Origin of the sequence: Pseudomonas sp. B21-036 (genome assembly GCF_024748925.1) — a bacterium.
In the GTDB taxonomy this organism is placed as follows: domain Bacteria; phylum Pseudomonadota; class Gammaproteobacteria; order Pseudomonadales; family Pseudomonadaceae; genus Aquipseudomonas; species Aquipseudomonas palmensis.
Window position 1 is genome coordinate 1,409,024 of the sequence record NZ_CP087178.1, and the last position, 24,664, is coordinate 1,433,687.

27 protein-coding genes are annotated in these 24,664 nt (G+C 62.6%); 23 read left to right on the forward strand and 4 right to left on the reverse strand.

Annotated features, from left to right (window positions below; genetic code table 11):
* The first annotated feature begins 119 nt into the window (after positions 1–119).
* Both ftsB and ispD read left to right on the forward strand, forming a co-directional pair.
* Positions 120–398 carry a cell division protein FtsB gene (ftsB, locus tag LOY33_RS06260; RefSeq protein ID WP_043863271.1) on the forward strand — a complete coding sequence of 93 codons (279 nt, stop codon included), beginning with the start codon at positions 120–122 and terminating at the stop codon, positions 396–398.
* Positions 395–1,105: a 2-C-methyl-D-erythritol 4-phosphate cytidylyltransferase gene (gene ispD / locus LOY33_RS06265; RefSeq protein ID WP_054914996.1), complete on the forward strand. Its 711-nt coding sequence runs from the start codon at positions 395–397 to the stop codon at positions 1,103–1,105. Before ftsB ends, ispD begins: the two co-directional genes overlap by 4 nt.
* Positions 1,106–1,200: 95 nt before the next feature.
* Here the strand turns inward: ispD and LOY33_RS06270 are convergent, their stop codons facing one another.
* Positions 1,201–2,097, reverse strand: a complete 897-nt coding sequence (locus LOY33_RS06270; RefSeq protein ID WP_123752971.1) for a LysR substrate-binding domain-containing protein — start codon at positions 2,095–2,097, stop codon at positions 1,201–1,203.
* A gap of 106 nt (positions 2,098–2,203) precedes the next feature.
* Between LOY33_RS06270 and LOY33_RS06275 the strand changes: the two genes are divergently transcribed.
* The 8 genes from LOY33_RS06275 (at position 2,204) to rpoS (ending at position 9,342) form a co-directional block, all read left to right on the forward strand.
* The gene (locus tag LOY33_RS06275; RefSeq protein ID WP_258662287.1) at positions 2,204–3,316 is read left to right on the forward strand and encodes an S-(hydroxymethyl)glutathione dehydrogenase/class III alcohol dehydrogenase; all 1,113 of its coding nucleotides are present in this window, start codon (positions 2,204–2,206) and stop codon (positions 3,314–3,316) included.
* A gap of 8 nt (positions 3,317–3,324) precedes the next feature.
* Positions 3,325–4,173 (forward strand): S-formylglutathione hydrolase, encoded by an 849-nt coding sequence (fghA, locus tag LOY33_RS06280; RefSeq protein ID WP_043863275.1) that lies wholly within the window; start codon positions 3,325–3,327, stop codon positions 4,171–4,173.
* Between the two features lie 76 nt (positions 4,174–4,249).
* On the forward strand, positions 4,250–4,723 hold the full coding sequence (gene ispF, locus LOY33_RS06285) for a 2-C-methyl-D-erythritol 2,4-cyclodiphosphate synthase (protein ID WP_043863276.1): 474 nt from the start codon (positions 4,250–4,252) through the stop codon (positions 4,721–4,723).
* A complete protein-coding gene (truD, locus tag LOY33_RS06290; protein WP_043863277.1) occupies positions 4,720–5,778 on the forward strand; it encodes a tRNA pseudouridine(13) synthase TruD in 1,059 nt (352 codons plus the stop codon). Before ispF ends, truD begins: the two co-directional genes overlap by 4 nt.
* Entirely contained in the window at positions 5,766–6,515 is a 750-nt protein-coding gene (surE, locus tag LOY33_RS06295) for a 5'/3'-nucleotidase SurE (protein ID WP_043863278.1), read from the forward strand. The genes truD and surE overlap by 13 nt, the downstream gene beginning before the upstream one ends.
* Positions 6,515–7,192 carry a protein-L-isoaspartate(D-aspartate) O-methyltransferase gene (locus LOY33_RS06300; RefSeq protein WP_162484879.1) on the forward strand — a complete coding sequence of 226 codons (678 nt, stop codon included), beginning with the start codon at positions 6,515–6,517 and terminating at the stop codon, positions 7,190–7,192. The genes surE and LOY33_RS06300 overlap by 1 nt, the downstream gene beginning before the upstream one ends.
* Before the next feature lie 173 nt (positions 7,193–7,365).
* Complete coding sequence (locus LOY33_RS06305; protein ID WP_088514535.1) at positions 7,366–8,226, forward strand: peptidoglycan DD-metalloendopeptidase family protein; 861 nt, start codon at positions 7,366–7,368, stop codon at positions 8,224–8,226.
* Between the two features lie 108 nt (positions 8,227–8,334).
* Positions 8,335–9,342, forward strand: coding sequence for an RNA polymerase sigma factor RpoS (gene rpoS / locus LOY33_RS06310; RefSeq protein ID WP_054914992.1), 1,008 nt, complete (start codon positions 8,335–8,337; stop codon positions 9,340–9,342).
* A gap of 536 nt (positions 9,343–9,878) precedes the next feature.
* On the opposite strand, the gene fdxA is transcribed toward rpoS, so the two are convergent.
* Complete coding sequence (gene fdxA, locus LOY33_RS06315) at positions 9,879–10,202, reverse strand: ferredoxin FdxA (protein ID WP_043863281.1); 324 nt, start codon at positions 10,200–10,202, stop codon at positions 9,879–9,881.
* A gap of 139 nt (positions 10,203–10,341) precedes the next feature.
* Positions 10,342–12,909 (reverse strand): DNA mismatch repair protein MutS, encoded by a 2,568-nt coding sequence (gene mutS / locus LOY33_RS06320; RefSeq protein WP_054914991.1) that lies wholly within the window; start codon positions 12,907–12,909, stop codon positions 10,342–10,344.
* 169 nt (positions 12,910–13,078) lie between these two features.
* On the opposite strand from mutS, the gene LOY33_RS06325 reads away from it, so the two are divergent.
* A complete protein-coding gene (locus tag LOY33_RS06325) occupies positions 13,079–13,813 on the forward strand; it encodes an XRE family transcriptional regulator (RefSeq protein ID WP_078480062.1) in 735 nt (244 codons plus the stop codon).
* Positions 13,814–13,950: 137 nt separating this feature from the next.
* Here LOY33_RS06325 and LOY33_RS06330 read toward each other — a convergent pair whose 3' ends face one another.
* Positions 13,951–15,960: an acyltransferase family protein gene (locus tag LOY33_RS06330; protein ID WP_258662299.1), complete on the reverse strand. Its 2,010-nt coding sequence runs from the start codon at positions 15,958–15,960 to the stop codon at positions 13,951–13,953.
* Positions 15,961–16,608: 648 nt separating this feature from the next.
* Between LOY33_RS06330 and LOY33_RS06335 the strand changes: the two genes are divergently transcribed.
* From LOY33_RS06335 to LOY33_RS06390, 12 genes are all read left to right on the forward strand, one after another.
* Positions 16,609–16,962, forward strand: a complete 354-nt coding sequence (locus LOY33_RS06335; protein WP_258662300.1) for a phage holin family protein — start codon at positions 16,609–16,611, stop codon at positions 16,960–16,962.
* Between the two features lie 106 nt (positions 16,963–17,068).
* Positions 17,069–17,425, forward strand: coding sequence for a hypothetical protein (locus tag LOY33_RS06340; protein WP_043864288.1), 357 nt, complete (start codon positions 17,069–17,071; stop codon positions 17,423–17,425).
* A gap of 103 nt (positions 17,426–17,528) precedes the next feature.
* Complete coding sequence (locus tag LOY33_RS06345; protein ID WP_043864287.1) at positions 17,529–18,050, forward strand: hypothetical protein; 522 nt, start codon at positions 17,529–17,531, stop codon at positions 18,048–18,050.
* Positions 18,047–18,607: a phage baseplate assembly protein V gene (locus LOY33_RS06350; RefSeq protein ID WP_043864286.1), complete on the forward strand. Its 561-nt coding sequence runs from the start codon at positions 18,047–18,049 to the stop codon at positions 18,605–18,607. The genes LOY33_RS06345 and LOY33_RS06350 overlap by 4 nt, the downstream gene beginning before the upstream one ends.
* A gap of 80 nt (positions 18,608–18,687) precedes the next feature.
* Entirely contained in the window at positions 18,688–19,014 is a 327-nt protein-coding gene (locus LOY33_RS06355; RefSeq protein ID WP_043864285.1) for a GPW/gp25 family protein, read from the forward strand.
* Positions 19,011–19,892, forward strand: coding sequence for a baseplate J/gp47 family protein (locus tag LOY33_RS06360; protein WP_054914989.1), 882 nt, complete (start codon positions 19,011–19,013; stop codon positions 19,890–19,892). Before LOY33_RS06355 ends, LOY33_RS06360 begins: the two co-directional genes overlap by 4 nt.
* 1 nt (position 19,893) lies before the next feature.
* Entirely contained in the window at positions 19,894–20,496 is a 603-nt protein-coding gene (locus LOY33_RS06365; RefSeq protein WP_054914988.1) for a phage tail protein I, read from the forward strand.
* Positions 20,496–22,394, forward strand: a complete 1,899-nt coding sequence (locus tag LOY33_RS06370; protein ID WP_054914987.1) for a phage tail protein — start codon at positions 20,496–20,498, stop codon at positions 22,392–22,394. The genes LOY33_RS06365 and LOY33_RS06370 overlap by 1 nt, the downstream gene beginning before the upstream one ends.
* Position 22,395: 1 nt before the next feature.
* On the forward strand, positions 22,396–22,788 hold the full coding sequence (locus LOY33_RS06375) for a phage tail assembly chaperone (protein WP_082405719.1): 393 nt from the start codon (positions 22,396–22,398) through the stop codon (positions 22,786–22,788).
* A gap of 61 nt (positions 22,789–22,849) precedes the next feature.
* Positions 22,850–23,041: a Com family DNA-binding transcriptional regulator gene (locus LOY33_RS06380; RefSeq protein ID WP_404940715.1), complete on the forward strand. Its 192-nt coding sequence runs from the start codon at positions 22,850–22,852 to the stop codon at positions 23,039–23,041.
* A 10-nt stretch (positions 23,042–23,051) separates the two neighbouring features.
* Complete coding sequence (locus LOY33_RS06385; protein ID WP_088514470.1) at positions 23,052–23,384, forward strand: hypothetical protein; 333 nt, start codon at positions 23,052–23,054, stop codon at positions 23,382–23,384.
* A 109-nt stretch (positions 23,385–23,493) separates the two neighbouring features.
* Entirely contained in the window at positions 23,494–24,660 is a 1,167-nt protein-coding gene (locus tag LOY33_RS06390) for a phage tail sheath family protein (RefSeq protein WP_043864279.1), read from the forward strand.
* Positions 24,661–24,664: the final 4 nt, after the last annotated feature.

Consider the following 24,664-nt stretch of genomic DNA (forward strand, 5'->3'; position numbering starts at 1 on the left):
GCAGCTAATCTTTCAGCAACCCTGTGCAGCAAGTGCTTTCCCCACAAAGCCTGGCTTCGGTCAGGCTTCGTGCCATCAGCCCCTTGTGCACGGGCGGCCTTTTTCCAGTGGATACCCTGATGCGTAGTCCCTATTGGTTGTTCCTCGTCTTGCTCCTGTTGCTGGGTGGCCTGCAGTACCGTCTGTGGGTGGGCAACGGCAGCCTGGCCCAGGTTGCCGACCTCAAGCAGCAGATCGCCGACCAGCACGCTGAAAACGAGCGTCTGCTGGAGCGTAATCGCGTGCTTGATGCCGAAGTGCTGGAGTTGAAGAAAGGTATGGAAACCGTCGAAGAACGCGCTCGTCATGAGCTGGGTATGGTCAAGGAGGGTGAAACCCTCTACCAGTTGGCCCAATGACGGCGTCCCTGCCTGCCTTCTGGGCAGTGATTCCTGCCGCGGGTGTTGGTGCCCGCATGGCGGCCGACCGTCCCAAGCAGTACCTGCAACTGGGCGGGCGGACGATTCTCGAGCATAGCCTCGACTGTTTTCTCGACCATCCATGCCTCAAGGGCGTGGTGGTCAGCATTGCTGCCGACGACCCTTACTGGCCGGGCCTGGCCTGCGCCAGCGATACGCGCATCCAGCGTGCGGCAGGTGGGCGCGAGCGTGCCGATTCGGTGCTCAACGCCTTGCTGCTGCTGCACGCCCAGGGCGCGGCCGACAACGACTGGGTGCTGGTGCACGATGCGGCGCGGCCGAACCTGGCGCGCGACGACCTTGACCGCCTGCTGGGCGAGCTGGCGAATGACCCGGTGGGCGGGCTGCTGGCGGTGCCGGCGCGCGACACGCTCAAGCGTGCCGATGCCAACGGGCGGGTAAGCGCCACTATCGACCGCAGCACGGTGTGGCAGGCGTACACCCCGCAGATGTTCCGCCTGGGGGCATTGCACCGTGCGCTGGCAGACAGCCTGGTGGCGGACGTGGCGATCACCGACGAGGCGTCGGCCATCGAATGGTCGGGGCAGGCGCCGCGCCTGGTCGAAGGGCGCAACGACAATATCAAGGTGACGCGACCGGAAGACCTGGAGTGGCTGAGGCAGCGCTGGGCCAATCGCGGCAATTGACCGCGGTGGCCCATTCTCTGGCAAGCCAGCCTTGCACAAGGGACTGCAGTACGTTCAAGGGCGGGTGAATGATTTGTGGGAGCCCGCGACGTTTTCTACACGCTGCGGTACTCAGGCAGCTGTCCCAACTTCTCCCGTAGATAATCCACCAGCTTGCGCACCTTCGGCGACAGGTGCCGCTGTTGCGGGTACAACGCCCACACCGCCGTATTCGGCGGCTGATGCGCTTCAAGCAGCGACACCAGCGCGCCACTGCCCAGATGCTCCAGCACGTAGTAGTCCGGCAACTGGCACAGGCCCATCCCCTGCAGCGCCGCATCCAGCACCGCCTGCCCGCTGTTGCAGCGCCAGTTGCCCTGCACCCGCTGACTGATTTCCCGGCCCTCCTGCTGCAAGGCCCAGATATCCGTGCTGCCGATCAGGCAGTTGTGCCGCGCCAGCTCCGACACGCTGTGGGGCCGCCCATAGCGCTCCAGGTACGCTGGCGAGGCGCACAGGTACATGCGCCGTGGGGCCAGGCGTGCCGCCACCAGGCGTGACTCCTGCAACCGACCCAGGCGAATCGCCATGTCCATGCCTTCGTGCAGCAGGTCGAGGGTGCGGTTGGTCAGCTCGATGTCCACCCGCAACTGCGGGTACTGCGCCATGAAGCGGGTGACCAGCGGCACGATGAAGCGCTCGCCATAGGCCACCGCACAGGTCATGCGCAGCAGCCCCTTGGGCTCGCTGGTCAGGTCGCCTATGGCGCGCAGGGCCTCTTCGCGGCCATCCTGCAGGCGCTGGCAGTGCTGAAGAAAGGTCTGCCCGGCCTCGCTCAAGGTCACCTTGCGCGTGCTGCGGTACAAAAGGCGCGTCTGCAGGCGATCTTCCAGGCGCGCCACCGCGCGGCTCACGTGCGACGACGATACCCCCAGGCGCTCGGCTGCCGCAGTGAACTGGCCCGTTTCGGCCACCGCGACGAATTCGTCGATCCCTTCCCAGCGGCTGCTCATCAATTATCCCTGCATGGCAATAATGTTTTGTGTTTGGCTCGATTATTAATCAAAAGACGATGAATTACACTTCACGCCTGAACTGAAACCTTTGTGGAGAACCTTGATGATCAAGTCCCGTGCTGCCGTTGCCTTCGAAGCCAAGAAACCGCTGGAGATCGTCGAAGTCGACGTGGCCATGCCCAAGGACGGCGAAGTGCTGTTGCGCGTGGTCGCCAGCGGCGTCTGCCACACCGACGCCTACACGCTGTCGGGCGCCGACCCGGAAGGCATCTTCCCGTCCATCCTGGGCCATGAAGGCGGCGCCATCGTCGAGGCCATCGGTGAGGGCGTGACCTCGGTGGCGGTGGGCGATCACGTGATCCCGCTCTACACCCCGGAATGTCGCCAGTGCAAGTTCTGCAAGTCGGGCAAGACCAACCTGTGCCAGGCCATCCGCGCGACCCAGGGCAAGGGCCTGATGCCCGACGGCACCACGCGTTTTGCCTACAAGGGTCAGCCGCTGTTCCACTACATGGGCACCTCGACCTTCTCCGAATACACCGTGCTGCCGGAAATTTCCGTGGCCAAGATCCAGAAAGAGGCCCCGCTGGAGAAGGTGTGCCTGCTCGGTTGCGGCGTGACCACCGGCATCGGTGCGGTACTCAATACCGCCAAGGTCAAGCCGGGTGACACCGTGGCCATCTTCGGCCTGGGCGGCATCGGCCTGTCGGCCGTGATCGGTGCGGTCAAGGCCAAGGCCAGCCGCATCATCGCCATCGACATCAACCCGGCCAAGTTCGAGATCGCACGCCAGCTGGGTGCCACCGACTGCATCAACCCCAAGGACTACGATCGCCCGATCCAGGAAGTGATCGTGGACCTGACCGATGGCGGCGTGGACTTCTCGTTCGAGTGCATCGGCAACGTGCAACTGATGCGTGCGGCCCTGGAGTGCTGCCACAAGGGCTGGGGCGAGTCGGTGATCATCGGCGTCGCCGGTGCCGGCCAGGAGATCGCAACGCGTCCGTTCCAGCTGGTCACCGGCCGCGTCTGGCGCGGCTCGGCATTCGGTGGCGTGCGTGGTCGCACCGAGCTGCCAAGCTATGTGGACATGGCCGAGCAGGGCGAGATCCCGCTGGACACCTTCATTACCCACACCATGGGCCTGGAGGACATCAACAAGGCCTTCGACCTGATGCATGAAGGCAAGAGCATCCGCAGCGTCATCCACTTCTGAGGTCTGCCATGAGCCTGGAAAACATCTCCTGCCAGAAGAGCTTCGGCGGCTGGCACAAGCGCTACCGGCACCGCTCCAGCGTGCTGGGGTGCGACATGGTGTTTGCCGTGTACCTGCCGCCGCAGGCGGAGCAGGGCGGCAAGCTGCCGGTGCTGTACTGGCTGAGCGGGCTGACCTGCACCGACGAGAACTTCATGCAGAAGGCCGGCGCGCACAAGCTTGCCGCCGAGCTCGGCCTGATCATCGTGGCGCCGGACACCAGCCCGCGCGGGCCACAGGTACCGGACGACCCGGACGGCGCCTGGGACTTCGGCCTGGGCGCGGGGTTCTACCTCAATGCCACCGAACAGCCGTGGGCCGAGCACTACCGCATGCACGACTATGTGGTGGATGAGCTGCCGGCACTGGTGGAGGCGCATTTCCCGGCCTCCGCTGCGCGCAGCATCAGCGGTCACTCCATGGGTGGGCACGGCGCGCTGGTGTGCGCCTTGCGCAACCCCGGGCGCTATGTGTCGGTGTCGGCGTTCTCGCCCATCGGCAACCCGATGGACTGCCCCTGGGGCCAGAAGGCGTTCAGTCGCTACCTGGGCGAGGAGCGTTCACGCTGGCGCGAATGGGATGCCAGCGTGCTGATCGCGCAGGCGCAGGAAACGCTGCCGCTGCTGGTCGATCAGGGCGATCGCGACGACTTCCTGCAAACCCAGCTCAAGCCCGAAGTGCTGGCCCAGGCCGCGCAGGCGGCTGGTTACCCGCTGACGTTGCGCCTGCAGCCTGGCTACGACCACAGCTACTACTTCATCGCCAGCTTCATCGATGACCACCTGCGCCACCATGCGGCGGCATTGGGGCGGGCGTAGGGCTAGTCCTACAAATAAGCCAAACCCCCGGCAAAGCAGGTAGAATCACGCCCTGACTCAATCAGGGCGTTTTTTTATGCGTATTGGCCACGGCTACGATGTGCACCGCTTCGCGGAAGGCGATTTCATCACCTTGGGTGGGGTGCGCATTGCGCACAAGTTCGGCCTGCTGGCCCATTCCGACGGCGATGTGCTGCTGCACGCGCTGAGCGATGCACTGCTGGGCGCCGCCGCGCTGGGTGATATCGGCAAGCATTTCCCCGATACCGACCCGCAGTTCAAGGGCGCCGACAGCCGCGTGCTGCTGCGCCACATCCTGTCGATCATCCATGCCAAGGGCTGGAAGGTGGGCAACGTCGACGCCACCATCGTGGCCCAGGCACCCCGGATGGCCGCGCACATCGAAACCATGCGTACCCTGATCGCCCAGGACCTGCAGGTCGAGCTCGACCAGGTCAACGTCAAGGCCACCACCGAAGAGAAGCTCGGCTTCACCGGCCGTGAAGAAGGCATCGCCGTTCACGCCGTCGCGTTGTTGCTGCGCGCATGACCGAACTCGAACTGCTCGGCCCGCAGGCAGCCGGGCCGGCGCTGGGCAGCGCCATCCTCAAGGCCACGGCCGAAGATTTCCAGGTCGATGAAGTGCTCGACATTCCCCTGTCGGGTGAAGGCGAGCACTTGTGGCTGTGGGTCGAGAAACGCGACCTCAATACCGAGGAGGCCGCCCGCCGCCTGGCCCGCGCCGCCGGCGTACCGCTGCGCACCGTGAGCTATGCCGGCCTCAAGGACCGTCAGGCGCTGACTCGCCAATGGTTCAGCCTGCACCTGCCGGGCAAGGCCGACCCTGACCTGAGCGCGGCTGAAAACGAAACCCTGAGCATCCTCAGACACACCCGCCACTCGCGCAAACTCCAGCGTGGCGCGCACTCGGCCAACGGCTTCACCCTGCGCCTCACAGCGCTCAGCGCCGATCACCAGGCCCTGGACGCGCGCCTCGAGCAATTGCGCATACAAGGCGTGCCCAACTACTTCGGCAGCCAGCGATTTGGCTTTGCGGGCGGCAACGTGCACGATGCGCGCCAGTGGGCCGAGCGCAAGGCCCTGCCCGAGCAGCGCAATGTGCGCTCGCGGCTGCTGTCCAGCGCACGCAGCTACCTGTTCAACCGGGTGCTGGCCGAGCGGGTTGCCGATGGCAGCTGGCAACAGGCTCAGGTCGGCGACCTGCTGGCGTTCACCGACAGCCGCAGCTTTTTCGCGGCGGGCGAGGCCGAGTGCAGCGACCCGCGCCTGGCAATACTCGACCTGCACCCTACCGGGCCGCTGTGGGGCGAGGGCCTGCCGGCCACCAGTGGGGCAGGCGGTGCGATCGAGCAACGCGTGGCCGAACAGGAGGCAGCCCTGTGCCAATGGCTGGGCAATGCCAACCTCAAACAGGAGCGGCGCATTCTGCGGCTGCCCATTGGCGGCTTGACGTGGCATTATCCCGAGCCTGATATCCTGCAACTGGAATTCGTCCTTCCGGCCGGATGCTTCGCCACCGTGGTGGTGCGCGAACTCGTCGATCTGGTGCCGGCAGGGCAGACGGACAGCCCATGCGTATTCTGATTTCGAACGACGACGGGGTCACCGCACCCGGTCTCGCCGCGCTGCATGCTGCGCTGGCGGATTATGCCGAGTGCGTGGTGATTGCCCCGGACCAGGACAAGAGCGGCGCCAGCAGTTCGCTGACGCTCGACCGCCCGCTGCATCCGCAGACCCTGGCCAACGGCTACATCAGCCTCAACGGCACACCGACCGATTGCGTGCACCTGGGCCTGAACGGGCTGCTGGAGCATCCGCCGGACATGGTCGTCTCGGGTATCAACCTGGGCGCCAACCTGGGCGATGACGTGCTTTACTCGGGCACGGTCGCCGCGGCGCTGGAAGGTCGATTCCTGGGGGGCACCTCGTTTGCCTTCTCGTTGCTCTCGCGCCTGCCGGACAACCTGCCCACTGCCGCCTATTTTGCGCGCAAGCTGGTCGAGGCGCATGCAAGCCTTGAGCTGCCACCGCGCACCGTACTCAATGTGAACATTCCCAACCTGCCGCTGGAACACATCCGTGGCATCCAACTGACACGCCTGGGGCATCGTGCACGTGCGGCGGCGCCGACCAAGGTGGTCAACCCGCGCGGCAAGGAAGGCTACTGGATCGCGGTGGCCGGCGACGCCGAGGATGGCGGCCCGGGTACCGATTTTCACGCGGTGATGCAGGGCTATGTCTCGATCACCCCGCTACAGCTTGACCGCACCTTCAACGATGCCTTCGACCGTCTCGAGGGTTGGCTGGAGGGGCTGCTCTGATGCGAGAGCCGGAGGATCTGATGCGCCATGGTATCGGTTTTACTTCGCAGCGAACCCGTGAACGGCTGATCCAGCGTTTGATCGAGGAAGGCATCAAGGACCAGCGGGTGCTCGAGGCCTTGCGCAACATCCCGCGGCACATGTTCGTCGACGAGGCGCTGTCGCACCGTGCGTATGAAGATACCGCCCTGCCCATCGGCAACAACCAGACCATCTCGCAGCCGTTCATGGTCGCGTACATGAGCGAGGTGCTGCTGGAGGACGGTCCGCTGGACAAGGTGCTGGAGATCGGCACCGGGTCTGGCTACCAGACCGCAGTGCTGTCCAGGCTGGTGGAGCGGGTGTTCTCGGTAGAGCGCATCAAGCCCCTGCAGGACCGCGCCAAGGAACGGCTGGTCGAGTTGAACCTGCGCAACCAGGTGTTCCGCTGGGGCGACGGTTTCGAGGGATGGCCGGCACTGGCCCCCTACAATGGCATCATCGTCACCGCTGGCGCACCCGAAGTGCCCCAGGCCTTGCTCGACCAGTTGGCACCGGGCGGGCGCATGGTGATACCGGTGGGCGCCAGTGGCGAGACACAGCAATTGCTGTTGATAGTGCGCGAAGAACAGGGCTTCTCGCGGCGCAAACTGTGCGACGTACGCTTCGTGCCGTTGCTCAATGGCACATTGAGCTGAGTCGATTTTTTCGCGGGCGTCGAATTCCCGGTGCATTGCCGGGTCTATGGGGCGTGCGGTTTCTTGAACGATCGCACAACCTGGCAAGCAGTTGATCTGCATTGCCTGTGCGCTCGGTTATAATTGCAACAATATTGCATTCCTACATCGGTCACCACATAAGGGAGCGGCGGGTGAGTCACACAGTCATTCGGCAGCGCATGGGTCTATCGAGCTTAAAGCTTCTGGTGATTGCACTCGCCTTGGGAACCCTGGTTTCAGGGTGTTCCAGTTCATCTTCGAGCAGCGTGCGGGTGGTCGACCGCAACAGCGCCGCGCCCAAGCGCCCGGTGGTCACTACGGGGCAGTACGTGGTTCGCCCGGGCGATACGCTGTTCTCGATTGCCTTTCGCTACGGCTGGGACTACAAGGAGCTCGCTGCGCGCAACGGTATCCCGGCGCCTTATACCATCCGGCCCGGCCAGGCGATCCGCTTCGGCTCCGGCACGGCTACCAGCAGCGGCTCGCGGGTCGTCACCTCCACCTCGCCCTCCAGCAAGACCACGGTCACCCGTCGTCCGGCAGGTACCCCGGCACCGGCAAAAACCACGTCTTCAGGCGGTACCAGCGCGCCGCCCGTCGTCGCCACCACCCCTGTCCAGGTGCCGGCTTCGGAGCGTTCGGCCGGTGGCTGGGCATGGCCGGCCAACGGTGTGCTGATTGGAAAATTCGCTTCAAACGGTAGTTTGAATAAAGGCATTGATATCGCCGGTGATTTGGGACAGCCTGTTTTTGCTGCGTCGGATGGTTCCGTTGTGTACGCCGGAAGTGGCTTGCGGGGCTACGGTGAACTGGTAATCATCAAGCACAGCGATACCTACGTCAGTGCCTACGGTCACAACCGCAGGCTGTTGGTTCGGGAGGGACAGCAGGTCAAGGTTGGGCAGACAATTGCCGAAATGGGGTCCACGGGCACCGACCGGGTGAAGCTTCACTTCGAGATTCGCCGCCAGGGCAAACCTGTAGATCCGTTGCAATTCCTGCCACGTCGTTGATAAGCATGTACCCGGCCTGTTCCTTCGCGTAGTGGGGACAGGCTCAGCGTTGCCAAGGATAAAGGCGCCGCTTGAGTCTGAGTTCGAACTCAGCAAAGGACTATAACAATGGCTCTCAGTAAAGAAGTGCCGGAGTTTGACATCGACGATGAGGTGCTCCTTATGGAAACCGGCATCGTTTTGGAAACGGATGTGGTGTCAGACGAACCTGCTGTATCTCCGGTTCGGACCCGGGCCAAACAAGGCTCACCGCTCAAACAGCACAAGTACATCGATTACACTCGAGCACTTGATGCAACTCAGCTCTACCTCAACGAAATCGGCTTTTCGCCCCTGCTTTCCCCGGAAGAAGAAGTTCATTTTGCGCGTCTGTCGCAAAGTGGCGACCCTGCCGGGCGCAAACGCATGATCGAAAGCAACCTGCGCCTGGTGGTGAAGATTGCGCGCCGTTATGTCAACCGCGGGCTATCGCTGCTCGACCTGATCGAAGAGGGCAACCTGGGCCTGATTCGCGCAGTCGAGAAGTTCGACCCCGAGCGTGGGTTCCGTTTCTCGACCTACGCCACCTGGTGGATCCGGCAGACCATCGAACGCGCCATCATGAACCAGACGCGCACCATTCGCCTGCCGATCCATGTGGTCAAGGAACTGAACGTCTACCTGCGTGCAGCACGCGAGCTGACCCAGAAACTCGATCACGAGCCGTCACCGGAAGAGATCGCCAACCTGCTGGAAAAACCCGTAGGGGAGGTCAAGCGCATGCTCGGCCTGAACGAGCGCGTGTCTTCGGTGGACGTTTCACTGGGCCCGGACTCTGACAAGACCCTGCTCGATACCCTCACGGACGATCGTCCCACCGACCCCTGCGAGCTGTTGCAGGACGACGACCTGTCCCAGAGCATCGACCTGTGGCTGAGCGAACTGACCGACAAGCAGCGTGAGGTGGTGATTCGCCGCTTTGGCCTGCGCGGGCATGAGAGCAGCACCCTGGAGGATGTTGGCCTGGAGATTGGTCTTACCCGGGAGCGGGTACGTCAGATCCAGGTGGAGGGCCTCAAGCGGCTGCGGGAGATCCTGGAGAAGAACGGTCTGTCCAGCGAGTCGCTGTTCCAGTAACTGCGACGGCTGTGAAAAGGCGCCTCGACCCAGTCGAGGCGTTTTTGTTCGTGCCTGTCTAAAGCGCTCAGACACGCGCAGAAACACCGATACCACGGCGGCAACCTTTCCCGGTTGCGTATTGTTATTGGATTTGTAGGTTATCGCTTACAAGATCCGTAAGCCTTTACATCAAGAGGGTGTAAATTCCAGTCGGTTTTGACGTGGTATTTTGTCTAACCAATTGATATTGAAAGAGTTTATTGTGAGGTGGCGTCACCTTCCGGACTTTTTTTGAGAGCTTTTACCAGTTGCTCTGCCGGCTGCAGGGGATAGTATCTGAACTGTGTCTACGGACTGACACAGGTTCTCAAGGATGAGCGCCAAGGACATCGCGGGATGCGATTCATCAGGATGATGATAGGGAATACAGGGACTACGGAAAAAAATGTGGGCGGGTCATACCGCCCCTTTTTTTTGCCTGCGAAAAAGTGGCTGGCCCTGCAGCGAACATAAAAAAAGGCCCCGAAGGGCCTTTTTCATTGATCCGGCGTCGATCAACGCTCCAGATCTGCAATCTTGCCCGGCTTGCCATCCCACTCTGCAGCGTCTGGCATCGAATCCTTCTTCTCGGTGATGTTCGGCCAGATTTCGGCCAGCTCGGCGTTGAGCTCGATGAAGTTTTCCATGCCGGCCGGCACTTCATCTTCCGAGAAGATCGCAACGGCGGGGCACTCAGGCTCGCACAGTGCACAGTCGATGCACTCATCCGGGTGAATGACCAGGAAGTTCGGGCCTTCGTAGAAGCAGTCCACCGGACAGACTTCTACACAGTCGGTGTACTTGCACTTGATGCAGTTGTCGGTGACGACGAAGGTCATTTCTAATTTTCTCCTCAGGCGACGGCAGCGTTCCCTTCCAGACAGGGCCGCTCGGTTCGGTAGGTCGTCAGCGAGCCAGGCTAATAACTCGCTGCCCCGCCGAACCGCGCGGGATTCTATCAGTTTGTGCGATGGGGCGTTATAACAGAGTCTTTAGTGTATAGAGCATTTCGATAGCTTGGCGTGGCGTCAGGTTGTCCACGTCGAGCTTGCCGATTTTCTCGATCACCGGATGCGGCAGGCTGGCGAACAGGTCGCTCTGGTGCGGCGTGCTGGGCGCTCCCGGGCTTGCTGGCGCGGTTTCGTGGGGCAGGCTGTTGGTTTCCAGGCGGCCCAGGTGCTCGCGGGCTCGCTGGATCACCGGTGCCGGCACGCCTGCCAGTTGTGCCACTGCCAGGCCGTAGCTCTGGCTGGCAGGCCCTGGCAGCACATGGTGCAGGAACACGATGCGTTCGTTGTGCTCGGTAGCGTTCAGGTGCACGTTGGCCACCAGCGGCTCGCTTTCGGGCAGCACGGTCAGTTCGAAGTAGTGCGTGGCGAACAGCGTGTAGGCGCGCAGCTGGGCCAGGCGCTCGGCGGCGGCCCAGGCCAGCGAGAGGCCGTCGAAGGTACTGGTGCCGCGGCCCACTTCGTCCATCAGCACCAGGCTGCGTTCGGTGGCGTTGTGCAGGATGTTGGCGGTTTCGCTCATCTCCACCATGAAGGTAGAGCGCCCACCGGCCAGGTCGTCGCTGGAGCCGATACGGGTGAAGATGCGGTCCACCAGCGACAGCTCGCAGCTGGCGGCCGGCACGAAGCTGCCGATATGCGCCAGCAGCACGATCAGTGCGGTCTGGCGCATATAGGTGGACTTACCACCCATGTTCGGGCCGGTGATCACCAGCATGCGCGTGTTGTCGTCCAGGCCCAGGTCGTTGGCCACGAACGGCGTGGTCAACACCTGCTCGACCACCGGGTGGCGACCCTGGCTGATGCGCATGCACGGTTCGTCGACGAATGTCGGGCAGTTGAGGTCAAGGTTCAGCGCACGCTCGGCCAGGTTGCTGACCACATCCAGTTCGGCCAGCGCCGCGGCGGTGTCCTGCAGCGGGGCCAGGTGGCCGATCAGGGTTTCGAGCAACGCATCGTAGAGCATCTTCTCGCGCGCCAGGGCACGGCTCTTGGCCGACAGCGCCTTGTCTTCGAACGTCTTGAGCTCGGGGGTGATGAAGCGCTCGGCGCCCTTGAGGGTCTGGCGGCGGATGTAGTCGGCCGGCGCCTGTTCGGCCTGCTTGCTCGGCAGCTCGATGAAGTAGCCATGCACACGGTTGTAGCCGACCTTGAGGTTGGCAAGGCCCGTGCGGGCCTTTTCGCGGGCTTCGAGGTCGATCAGGAACTGCCCGGCGTTCTCGCTCATCGACAGCAGGTCGTCGAGCTCGGCGTCATAGCCGACCTTGAGCACGCCGCCATCACGGATCACCGCAGGCGGGTTGTCGATGATCGCCTTCTGCAGCAGGTCGGCCAGTTCCGGGTAGGTACCGGCGATGGCCGCCAGGCGCGCCAGGTGCGGTGCCTCCAGCTCGGCCATGGCGTTCTGCAGTTCAGGCAGCGCGCCAAGCGCGTCGCGCAGGCGCGCCAGGTCCCGTGGGCGAGCATTGCGCAGGCCGATACGGGCGAGAATCCGCTCGATATCGCCGATGTCCTTCAGTTGCGGTTGCAGCTTCTCGAAGCGGTAGCCGTCGAGCAGGCAGCGAATCGAGCTCTGGCGGGCTTGCAGCACCTTCAGGTCACGCAGCGGCCGGTTCAGCCAGCGGGTCAGCAGGCGGCTGCCCATGGCGGTCTGACAGCGGTCGATCACCGATTGCAGGGTGTTGTCGCGGCCCCCGGCCAGGTTGACGTCCAGCTCCAGGTTGCGCCGGCTGGCGCCGTCTAGCACCACGGTGTCGTCCAGCCGCTCGTGCTTGAGGCTGCGCAGGTGCGGCAGGGCGGTGCGCTGGGTTTCCTTGGCGTAGGCGAGCAGGCAGCCGGCGGCGCCGATGGCCAGGGTCAGCTTCTCGCAGCCGAAGCCCTTGAGGTCCTGGGTTGCGAACTGCTGGCACAGGCTCTTGCGCGCCGAGTCACGGTCGAAGTCCCATGGTGCGCGGCGGCGCGAGCCACGGCGCTTCTCGGCGGGCAGGCCCTGGGGCCAGTCGTCGGGGATCAGCAGCTCCACGGGGTTGACCCGCTCGAGCTCGGCCAGCAGGTTTTCCCAGCCCTTGAACTCCTGCACGGTGAAGTTGCCGCTGGTGATATCCAGCACGGCCAGGCCGAACAGGCGTTCGTCACCCAGTACGGCGGCGATCAGGTTGTCGCGGCGCTCGTCGAGCAGGGCTTCGTCGCTGACCGTGCCTGGGGTGATGATGCGCACCACCTGGCGTTCCACCGGGCCCTTGCTGGTGGCCGGGTCGCCGATCTGCTCGCAGATCACCACCGATTCGCCCAGCTTCACCAGCTTGGCCAGGTAGCCTTCGGCGGCGTGGTAGGGGATACCGCACATGGGGATCGACTGGCCCGCCGACTGCCCGCGGGCGGTCAGGGTGATATCCAGCAGTTTGGCGGCCTTCTTCGCGTCTTCGTAGAAGATCTCGTAGAAATCGCCCATGCGGTAGAACATCAGCTGGTCCGGGTGCTGGTTCTTCAGCTTCCAGTACTGCTGCATCATCGGGGTGTGTGCGGAAAGATCGCTCATTACAGAAACTTGGCTCGCAGTGTCGTTTAGACCAAAGGCAGCGGGCAATGGTACAGGGATTTTTTCCCCGTTGCCGGGCCTAACGCTGCGCAGCGACCTTTTGCCCCTGGCATTGTGTTAATGCATATTTGAATTTGCATTTGTGCACGAGATGGTTACTATGCACGTTATGCAAAAACGCAACGTAGCTACCGTCTTGAGAGCATTGCTCGACCGCCACGGGATCTCCCCCACGGAGCTTCACCGTCGCACCGGCGTGCCCCAATCCACCCTGTCGCGGATTCTCAGCGAGAAGATCGTCGATCCTTCCGACAAGCATGTGTCGAAGATCGCCGAGTACTTCGGCGTGAGCACCGATCAGTTGCGCGGCCGTGCCGACCTGGGCGATACCCGCCCGGCGAACGCGCCGCGCGCCGACGTGCAGCTGCAGGACATCAGCCTGTGGGATGACGACACCCCCGTCGAGGACGACGAAGTGTCCATTCCGTTTCTTCGTGAGGTCGAGTTGGCAGCAGGATCAGGACGATTCGTCATCGAGGAAAGCGAGAAGGCCAGCCTGCGCTTCGGCAAGCGCAGCCTGCGTCACAACGGCGTGCAGTTCGACCAGGCCAAGTGCGTGACGGTGCGCGGCAACAGCATGCTGCCGGTGCTGCGTGATGGCGCCACGGTGGGGGTGAATGCGGGCAAGAGCGGCATCGGCGACATTGTCGACGGCGACCTGTATGCCATCAACCACAATGGCCAGTTGCGCGTGAAACAGCTGTATCGCCTGCCCACGGGTATCCGCCTGCGCAGCTTCAACCGCGACGAGCACCCGGACGAGGACTACACCTTCCAGCAGATGCAGGAGGAGCAAATCAGCATCCTCGGGCATGTGTTCTGGTGGGGCATGTACGCCCGCTAGGTTCTACGCTTTCTCAGAAACCCGCCCCGGCGGGTTTTTTGTGCCTGCTCAAACCCCTTATTGATCCTTTCCGGCAAGACCGATACCTGCAAAAGTTTGCGGGGTCGGCCCTGTCGGAGCAAGCATCAGCGCGCTGGCTACTTCGCCATTTCGGCGGTTTGTGCCGAGCGGGTAAGCCCTTCGGCCAGCGCGGGATAGACCTTGAGCGCCCCCGTGATACTCAGGTGATCATCATCGGAATACAGAAACGCGTTCCCCTCGACCAGCGGGCAGATATCCCCAGGGCACAGCGCGCGGTCGAAGTTGATGATTGTGGCGGATGTCTTGCGCAACGCCGCGTTCACGAATGCTTGATTGCGAACATGCTCTTCGCGGCTGACCGACAACTTCAAGTATTCGCGTTCTATGCCGCGCCCACGCCGTAATACATCCTTGGGCTCATACCGCTGCTGCGGGTTATCCTCGATGAAGATAACGTTCACGCCAATCTGGGCATAGCGAGAAACGGTGTTATCCATTGCCCAGACAAGGTCATGGGTTGAGCTCTGGACCGTTGCCTTTGCGGATGGATCTCTTGCAATGCCATTGAACTCCGAAGGGCGTGACGGTGATGAAGTGTAATACGTCCAGCGATTGATCAATATGACGTGCTTAATACCCGAGGCCCGAACGTCGTTGAAGATGCGCTCGTTCAATGCCTGGCAATTGTGTTTTTCAATTCCGGCTTCGCCACGCAGTGACTGGATACCCAGCAGCGAGGGGCAGCCAGACGTTCCCGTAAACTTCATGCCTACCTTATGGTCGCGTGCAAACTTCTCCAATGCCGGCACCAGGCTCAGTGCATGACTGTCACCGTACGCAAAGTACTCAACGGGCGCACCACGCTCACCCAGCCCGCAGAACCAGCCATCCGGCTTCTTGTAGGCATAGGGTATTTCAAAGCATTCGGCCGCTCGCTCAGTGACTTTTATACTGTTCTGGTAGGCCATGAGTTTTTGGTTATGCGTTCGCTGTGCAATGCTGTCCTGCGTGTAGGTCGCATAGCCTGTTGCTCCGCAGCCAGCTGCCAGCAGCACGAGCACAATGACCTTGGAGCGCCCCTGCCACCTTGAACGCAGGGGAAGCTCCACCAGCCTGTATGTCAGCCAAGCCAGAAGAATAGCCAACAGTACGGCCGCTACGCGAATGCCGACAGTGGGTACTTCGCCTTCCACGATCCTTGCGAAAGACAACAAGGGCCAGTGCCACAGGTAGAGAGGGAAGCTGATCAAGCCGAACCACACGGCCAACTTGTTACCCAGCACCCTGCGATTGAACCAGGCATCAGGGCCCGCCGCAATGATCAACACAGCGCCCAGTACTGGAACGAGTGCCCATTTTCCAGGAAAGTTGAGGCCTTTGTTTATCCTGAAGAAGCCGAATACCAGTAAACACACACCCAGCACGGAAAGCACATGCCCAAGTCGTTTTCGCACGGCACGCGTTCTATAAAGGGTGAGCCATGCGAGAAGCGTGCCGGCCAGCAACTCCCAGAAACGTGTATGTGGTGAATAGAATGTGGCGATCGCATCATGCTTGACGCCTTTGACGCTCAGGAAAAATGAGACAGCACCCAAGAGGATCGTCAAGGCCAGAACGTTGAACCTGAATCGCCACGCCACCCACAACAATATTGGCCAGACAATGTAAAACTGTTCCTCTACGCCCAAACTCCACAAATGCAATAGCGGTTTGGTTTCCACTGAGTTGTCGAAATAACCGACCTCACTCCATAGCACCAGGTTCGAGACGAAACCGGCGCCGCCTGCGACATGTTTTCCCAGTTGCCTGAATTCATCGTCCAGCAACGTGAACCAGCCGAAACCATAACACGCTGAAAGTATCAGCAGCAGCGCAGGAAATATGCGTTTTATACGTCGTGCGTAGAACTCGGTAAAACTGAATGCGCCCCGATCCAGGCTTTCAAAAATGATAGTGGAAATCAGGTAGCCTGAGATGACAAAGAATATATCGACGCCGATAAACCCTCCCCTGAGCACACTGGGGAAGGCGTGATAGATAACTACTGCCAAGACGGCAACAGCCCGCAAGCCGTCGATATCTGGGCGATATTTGGGATGAGAAAGATGAAGGGTAGGTTGTGTCATTTATAGGGTAAGCACTTGATGTCCGACGGAGGAGAACAGCCCCGTCAAAGCGAGGAAAATTCCGCGATTATAGCCTTTCGCCTCACTTCCAATGCAACGTTGATGGCGATGCCACAGCTATCTATCTGCCCGCTCAGGAGCAACTGCGCAGATCTCACCGATCACGAGCAACCAGATGGAAACGGAATTCATCTGCTGGCGCCCGTCAAAATCTCTGCTCCTCATGAGCCCGCTCTTGCCGATTCGCAGCCGGTGTTGACTGCATAAAACAGCCCTGCAGGCCCCACCGCGCAAGGCCAGCATGCGTCAGTGCAAAAGAAAATGCATAAATATTTCCAGAAATGCATTGACTGCATATGCATTGATGCATAATCTTTGTCTCAAGCCGGTCAGACACCGGCAGTGGCAAGGCAGCGATGAACAGGCCTGAACTGTTCAGAGGGTTGGCAACTGACCCGGGTGTGCAGCGTAAAGCACCGTAAGCAGTTATCCGGCGGGCAGGCGGCCGCGGTCGGAGGAACAATTTGAGGCGGGATCGCACGGCGCACCAGCAGTGGCCGGCGATCCGACCACGCATTACTGAAAAGCCTGGGCGGCCGGGCTTTTTGGAATGCCGAGTGATCGGCTGTTCAACAAGGGAGCACGAGCATGACAAACGAGCAACAGACGTTGCTGGAAATGCCGATCTGGCTGGTGATCGTCCTGGCATTGCTGGGTGGTCTGTCTGGCGAGATGTGGCGCGCAGACAAGGAGGGCGCCCGCGGCTGGGGCCTGTTCAGGCGACTGCTGCTGCGCTCCGGGGCCTGCATGGTCTGCGGCGTATCGACCGTGATGCTGCTGTATGCCAGCGGGCTGTCGATCTGGAGCGCCGCAGCCTTTGGTTGCCTGACCGCCATGGCGGGCGCCGACGTGGCCATCGGGCTTTACGAGCGCTGGGCTGCGAAGCGGCTGGGTGTGAAGGATTGCACACCTGTGCAACCAACCGACCATCCACCCCGCTGACGGGCGTCGGTGTTCGGAGGTGAAGGCCATGAGCCTCCAGTCATCGCCTGCGAGCGACACCTACAGGGCACACGCCCGCATTTGATCAATCAACGGAGAAAGACTCATGTCACTTACTGCTGAACAGATTCAGAACTGCAAGGCCCTGGTCACCAGCATCTGGGGCGCCAGTGTGGCAAACAACCTGGACTACAACGAGGAGGTCCTGGCCGTGGTAGGTACGGCGGTGAACGAAATCGGCACATGCAGTGCTCTGCTGGCTGATTTGTTCCGGGCCCTGGTGATCGCCACCGGGGCGGGTGCCGCATTGATCTACTCACGCATGTGGATCGTGGAAGGCGCGCAGAAGATCGCCGATACCATCAACGACATGAAGGAGGCCAATCTGCAGGCCCGGGCCTGCATCGCCACTGCTGCCGCAACCTATCGATCGCCGCTTGAAATGGCATCGATGGGTATTTGAACCCTTGCAGTAGACCCGGCATCCATCTGTCACGCCCAGGTTCGCCTGGGCGTTTTCATTGCGATGCAATAACAGAACAGCGCACCGATAGCGAGGAGTGACCGTGAACGAACTTGGGACGTTACATCAAGCGATCAGCGCCACCCTGAGTGCGGGCATGCCCCAGTTGCGGCACGTGGAAGCGTTTGCGCTGCCGGACGAGAACACGGCCTTGCCTGCGCTGATGCACACCCTCACCGGCATGAGGCCTGGCGTCGACCCCGGCGATGGGCGTACATGCGTTAACGCCTCGTTCGAGGCGAGGATTCTGGTGAGTAAAGCGCGCCAGCAGGCTTCGCTGGAAGCAATGACACTGGCCGCGCAATTGACCGCGCTGCTGCGCCAGCAGTTCTGGAGCCTGGGTTTCGTCGACGCCATCTCCCAGGTGCAGGCCCGCCCTTCAGCCATACCTGCCGAAGTACCCGGCACCCTGGAATGGCGGGTGCAATGGCAGCAGCCCGTTTATCTTGGCGACCTGCAGTGGCCCTGGCCAGACCAGCCACCCGGTTCGCTGCTGTTCGCCTTCAGCCCGGACACAGGGCCCGCGCACAAGGACAGCTACCAGGCACCGGAGGACATGGCATGAGTTACGCCAGCTCCATGCATGACCGCATGCTGGCGGCGTTGGTCATTCCATGTCGGGTGGTCGGCATCGACCTGGCAGCAGCGCGGGTACGGGTCTCCGATGGCGCCGGCTGGACCAGCGCCTGGGTGCGCTGGCACAGCCACGCGGCAGGCAAGGCCCGCCACTGGCGTGCGCCGAGCCTGAACGAGCAGGGCGCACTGCTCAGCCCCAGCGGTGAGCCGGCGCAGGGCACCTTCGTACCGGGCCTGTACGGCAATGCCGGCGCGCCACCCGACAATCGCGAGCACGTCGAGGTATGGCGCTTCGATGACGGTGGCTCGCTGGTCTACGACTGGCAGGCCCGCAGCTACAGCATCGAGCTGCCCGGTGGCACCGTCAGCCTCAAGGTGGCCGGCAGCTCGCTGCTGGTCACCGACAACGCAATCACCCTGAACGCCGCCAACATTGCCCTGACCGGTGAGGTGAGCATCAACGGTGGCCTGCGCGTGACCGGTGACATTCTGGGGGCCGGCAAGATCATCGACACCGGCGGCAACACCGCCAATCACAAGCACTGAACCCCGCCCGCCGACGCGGGCTTTTTTATGCCTGGAGACAACATGGCTAGTGAATGCATTCAGGCCAGGGAGGTACCGCGATGATCGGCATGAGCCGCCACGGCGGGCAGACGCTGTCCGGCATCGGGCACCTGCGCCAGTCCATCGAAGACATCCTCACCACCCCGCTGGGCAGCCGGCGCATGCGCCCCGACTACGGCAGCAAGCTGCGCCGTTTCGTCGACCTGCCAGTCAACGAGGGCTGGAAGAGTGCGGTGCAGGCCGAGGTCGCCCGCGCCCTGACCCGCTGGGAACCACGCCTGAAATTGCAGCGGGTGCGCGTGGTGGCGGTAGTGGGCGGGCAGATCAGCCTGCAGCTGAGCGGGCAGTACCTGGGTGACAGCCAACTGCTGGAGATAACGGCATGAGCAACGTGGAACTGTCGGCGCTGCCCGCGCCGCAGGTGCTGGAAGACCTCGACTTCGAGGACATCTTCCAGGATGACCTGGCGGCCTTTCGGTCGCACATGGGCGAGAACTGGGACGCGCTGCTGGAAAGCGACCCGGTGACCAAGCTGCTGGAGGTGGGCGCGTACCGCAAGCTGCTCAATCGGGCGCGGGTCAACGATGCCGCCAAGGCGTTGCTGCTGGCCTATGCCCAGGGTAGCGACCTGGACCAGCTGGCCGCCAACGTGCAGCTCAAGCGGCTGGTGGTACAGGCCGAAGACGCGAACAGTGTGCCACCGACCCTCGAAGTGCTTGAGGAAGACGATGCACTGCGCGAGCGGGTGCAACTGGTGTACGAGGGCCTGACCACCGCCGGCCCGCGCAACAGCTACATCCTGCATGCACGCAATGCCTCGGGGCAGGTGGCCGATGCCTCTGCAGAAAGCCCGTCACCGGCAGTGGTGGAGGTGACGGTGCTGAGCCTGGAGGAGGACGGCATCGCCAGTGCGCAGTTGCTGGCCGAAGTGGCCGCCTATTTCAACGACGACGATGTACGCCCGGTGGCGGACCGCCTGGAAGTGCGCAGTGCCGAGGTGATTCCTTATCGCATCGATGCCGTGCTCTACATGGCCGGGACGGGGCCGGAGAACGAAGCGACCCTGGCCGAGTGCCAGCGGCGCCTGCAGGCCTGGGTCAACCCCCGACGACGCCTGGGCGTGGAGGTCTCGCGCTCGGCCATCGATGCGCAACTGCACATCGCCGGTGTGAGCCGGGTGGAGCTGCGCAACTGGACCGACATCCGCCCGAGCAAGGCGCAGGCGGCCTGGTGCACCGGGTTCGAACTGACGCGGGGGGGCTGACATGCACAGCCTCCTGCCGCTCAACAGCACGCCGCTGGAACGGGCCGTCGAGGCGGCCTCCAGCGAAGACCTCAAGGTCACCCTGCGCACCCTGTACAACCCCGATACCTGCCCGGCGAACCTGTTGTACCAGCTGGCCTGGGCCTGGTCGGTGGACCGTTGGGACGACACCTGGCCCGAGGCGATCAAGCGCTCGGTGATTCGCTCCTCGTTCTACGTGCATGCCCACAAGGGCACGATCGGCGCATTGCGCCGCGTGGTGGAGCCGTTTGGCTATTTGATCGAAGTGATCGAGTGGTTCAAGGCCACGCCCCCGGCGGTGCCCGGCACGTTCGCGCTGAAGATCGGCGTGTCCGAGGCGGGGATCAGCGAACAGACGTACCAGGAACTGACCTGGCTGATCGACGACGCCAGGCCCGTCAGCCGACACCTGAGCGGCCTGGTCATCAGCCTGGAAACCGCCGGCTCGCTTTACCTCGGCGCCGCGCTGCAAGACGGCGACGAACTTGACATCTACCCGCCTGCGCCGGCCGACCTCACGGTCATGGGTGCCATCGGGCGTGGTGGGCGAGAACACACCATTGACTATCTGGACATTTACTAATGGTTGATCAGAACTCCCAGTTCTACGCGATCCTGACCAAGGTGGGGGCCGCGAAACAGGCCAATGCGGATGCCCTGGGCATTCCTTGGAAAATCACACACATGGCCGTCGGTGACGCCAGTCCGGCAGGGCTGGACAACCCGCCGCTGCCAATGCCCGACGCGAGCTGGACCAGCCTGCTCAACGAGTGGCGGCGGGCGCCGCTGAACCAGCTCAAGGTCGACGAAAAGGACAGTGCGGTCATCGTCGCCGAGCAGGTGATTCCTGCCGAGATTGGCGGGCGCTGGATTCGCGAGGTGGGGCTGTACGACGCCGACGGCGACCTGGTGGCGGTGGCCAACTGTGCGCCTACCTACAAGCCGCTGCTCAACCAGGGCTCGGGCCGCACCCAGGTGGTGCGCATGAACCTGGTGGTCAGCAGCGCCAGCAATGTGCAACTCAAGATCGATCCGGGTGTAGTGCTGGCGACCCGCGAGTTCGTGACCGAGGAACTGGCCAAGCGCGACTTCAAGCACTCGGTGCTGGCTGCGACCACCGCCGCGGTCACCTTGAGCGGGTTGCAGACGATGGATGGTGTTGCGCTACAGGCGGGCGCGCGCGTGCTGGTGAAGAATCAGGCCGCTGCCAAGGACAACGGCCTGTATCTGGTTGCCAGTGGAGCGTGGACACGTTGCCCGGATGCGGACAGCAGCGCCAAGGTCACGCCCGGCCTGCTGGTGCTGGTGGAGCGGGGCGCGGCCAACGGTGACAGCGCCTGGCAACTGACCACGGATGCACCCATTACCCTGGGCGTCACTGCGCTGGCCTTCGAAATGGCCTTCGGGCGCAGCGGGGTCGCCGCCGGTACCTATCGCAGCGTCAAGGTGGATGCCTACGGCCGTGTCATTGCCGCGACGAATCCAACCACATTGGCCGGCTACGACATCACCGATGCGTACACGATGGCGCAGATCGATGCTCTTCTGGAGCAGAAGGCCGGGTCTGCTGGTGTGTACAGCTTCAGCATCGACAAGACCTTGACCAGCTCGCACCGGGGGCTGGTGCTGCTCGATGCCAGTGCTGGCACGCGCACGATTACTTTGCCGGCGGTTACCCCCGCCCTGGGTGTGATGGACGTGATCCTGCGCCGTGTCGACCTGACGACCAACGCCCTGGTAATTGCGGCAAGTGGCACGGACAAGATTTTGCTCGATACCACGGGATCGACCTCCGGCCAGACCTCCACCGAGCTGCTGTTTGCCGGGGATTACCTCTGCCTGCGTAACGATTCGGTAGGCCGATGGTGGTGTGTTGGGCAGGCCCAGTTGCCGCCAAGTATCGAAACGGTGATCACGAAGTACTCGACCCCTGGAATTTTTACTTACACGGTGCCGCCACTGTTTCGTTCGGGGCGTCGCCGGGCTCGGGTGAAGGTGACCGCCGGCGGTGGTGGCGGCGGGCACGTAGAAGGTAATGGCGTAGCCGGTGGTGGTGGCGGCGGGGGTGGCATGGGCTCATCGGTGCTGGATCTGAGCGGCGTCGTATCGGTAACCGTTACCGTCGGGGCCGGCGGTGCTGCCCGTCCTGCCGGCGCCTCGCTTGCCGGTGGGGCTGGCGGGGCTTCGTCGTTCGGTGAGCTGATCAGCTCGACCGGCGGCAGCGGTGGTTCATCGCCCAGTGGCGGGATTACCGGCAGCACAACAGGTCAAATCGTGTACCCGGTATCAGCGTCTGGTTGTGGCACGGCGTCCTCTCTTGGACACGGTGGCGGCCATGGCGGGTGCAGTAAGGCTTTCAATTGGCAAGTCGGTGATCCCGGCGTCGGCCCTGGTGGTGGTGGTGTAGGTGGTGCAGGAACGTCAGGCGCACGGGGCTCTGGCGCGGGTGCACCGGGTGAAGTGCTGATCGAGGTGGCGTGATATGTGGGCATTGGTTGTAGGCGACAAGGTTATCGAGGTGACCCCAATTGACCCGGTTGGCCGGTTCCATCCCGCACTTAATTGGCTGCCGTGCGCGGCCGATGTTGTTCCGGGTTTCCGGCTGGGAGACAAGGGCTTTGAGCCTGCGCCCGAGGGCGACCGGATCGCCGCTGAGCGTGAATGGCGGGATGCCCAGGTTAGCGGTACTGAATGGCTGGTAAATCGACACCGCGACGAACAAGACATGCAGTTGACCACGACGCTGCAGGCGGGGCAGTTCGCCGATCTGCTGCAGTACCGCCAGGCCCTGCGCGACTGGCCCCAGTCGGAGCTGTTCCCAGTTTCTGAGCACCGGCCGGTACCGCCGCTCTGGTTGGAGAGCATCACCCCCTGAAGCCCCGCACTGTCGGGGCTTTTTCATTCTTCAAGACCCTTCAGCAGAAAATCACAAGGCTTTGCAGATGTTGAAAGATTGCAGATGCGGCAGATGCAAACGACTGCTTGCCCGTATGGGCGAGTTCACAGAACTCCAGATCAAATGTTCCCGCTGCGGAACGTTGAATCATGTGAAGGCCACGAGCCTCGAACCATCGCCTGTGAGCGACATGAACGCGGAATGTTCCGCTACCCAGCATTCGACTCGATAGGTGAAAAATCATGGAACCAGTAAAAGTAGGCAAGCATTTCTTCAACGCTCACCCGACCACGGTAACTCAAGTCTTCAGCCCGGAAGAAAACAAGGAAGGTGTCTATCTGCGCACCGCCACCATTTGCACCGGCGGCGGCATCATCAACCTGTACAGCGGTCCCAAGGCACCTGCTCGTCTGGGTGACATGACGGTGCACGCCATCATGGGCGGAGTAGCCAGTAGCAACAACTGGCAGTACACCCAACCCTACCCACTGCTTATCCCTGCTGGCTACGGGCTGTGGACCGTCTCGAACAACTCTGTCGCCGCGATCTCGCTGACCTGGGACTTCCTCGCCTGATTTTGGCCACCGCATCTGTACCTGCAACGGCCGGTTCACCCCGATAGTTGCCGATCCAACCTTACAAGGCCCTGCACCGCAGGGCCTTTTTCATACCCGGAGTTTACCCATGAGTGGTTTCTTTCACGGCGTCACCGTCACCAACGTCGACACCGGCGCACGCACCATAGCATTGCCGTCGTCCTCGATCATCGGTCTGGTGGACACCTTCACCGAAGGCCCGACCGCCAGCGCCAAGTTCAACGACCTGGTGCTGATCACCAGCGAGCGTGAAGCCATCGCCGCCTTCGGCGCCGACGCGGCCATCACCCGTGCCTGCCAGGCCATCTACCAGCGCGCCAAGGCGGTCATCGTCGCCTGCGGTGTGGCCAAGGTAGCCGACGCCGCCGAGCAGACCTCGGCCATCATCGGCAGCGTGCTGGCCGACGGCAAGCGTACCGGCCTGCAAGCGCTGCTCGACGGCAAGAGCCGTTTCAACGCCCAGCCGCGCCTGCTGGTCACTCCAAAGCACAGCGCAACTCAAGCCGTCGCCACCGCCCTGGTGGCCCTGGCCGACAAGCTGCGCGGCCTGGCCATCATCGACGGCCCGGCCACCACCGACGAGGCCGCCCTGGCCTACGCCGAAAACTTCGGTGCCAAGCGCGCCTTCCTGGTCGACCCGGGCGTGCAGTACTGGGACACCACCACCAGCGCCACCGTCGATGCAGCGGCCTCGGCCTGGGTCGCCGGCCTGTTCGCCTGGACCGACAACGAGTACGGCTTCTGGGCCTCGCCCTCGAACAAGGAGTTCGTCGGCATTACCGGCACCACCCGCCCCATCGAGTTCCTCGATGGCGACGAGACCTGCCGCGCCAACCTGCTCAACAACGCCAACATCACCACCATCATCCGCGATGACGGCTATCGCCTGTGGGGCAACCGCACCCTGAGCAGCGACCCGAAGTGGGCCTTCGTCACCCGCGTGCGCACCATGGACATCGTGATGGACGCGATTCTCTACGGGCACAAATGGGCAGTCGACCGTTCGATCACCGCCACCTACGTCAAGGACGTGACCGAAGGCCTGCAGGCGTTCATGCGCGACCTCAAGGCCCAGGGCGCGATCATCAACTTCGAAGTGTTCGCCGACCCGGAACTCAACAGTGCCAGCCAGCTGGAGCAGGGCAAGGTGTACTGGAACATCCGCTTCACCGACGTACCACCGGCCGAAAACCCCAACTTCCGCGTCGAGGTCACCAACCAGTGGCTGACCGAAGTTCTCGATAACGCAGCTTAAGGAG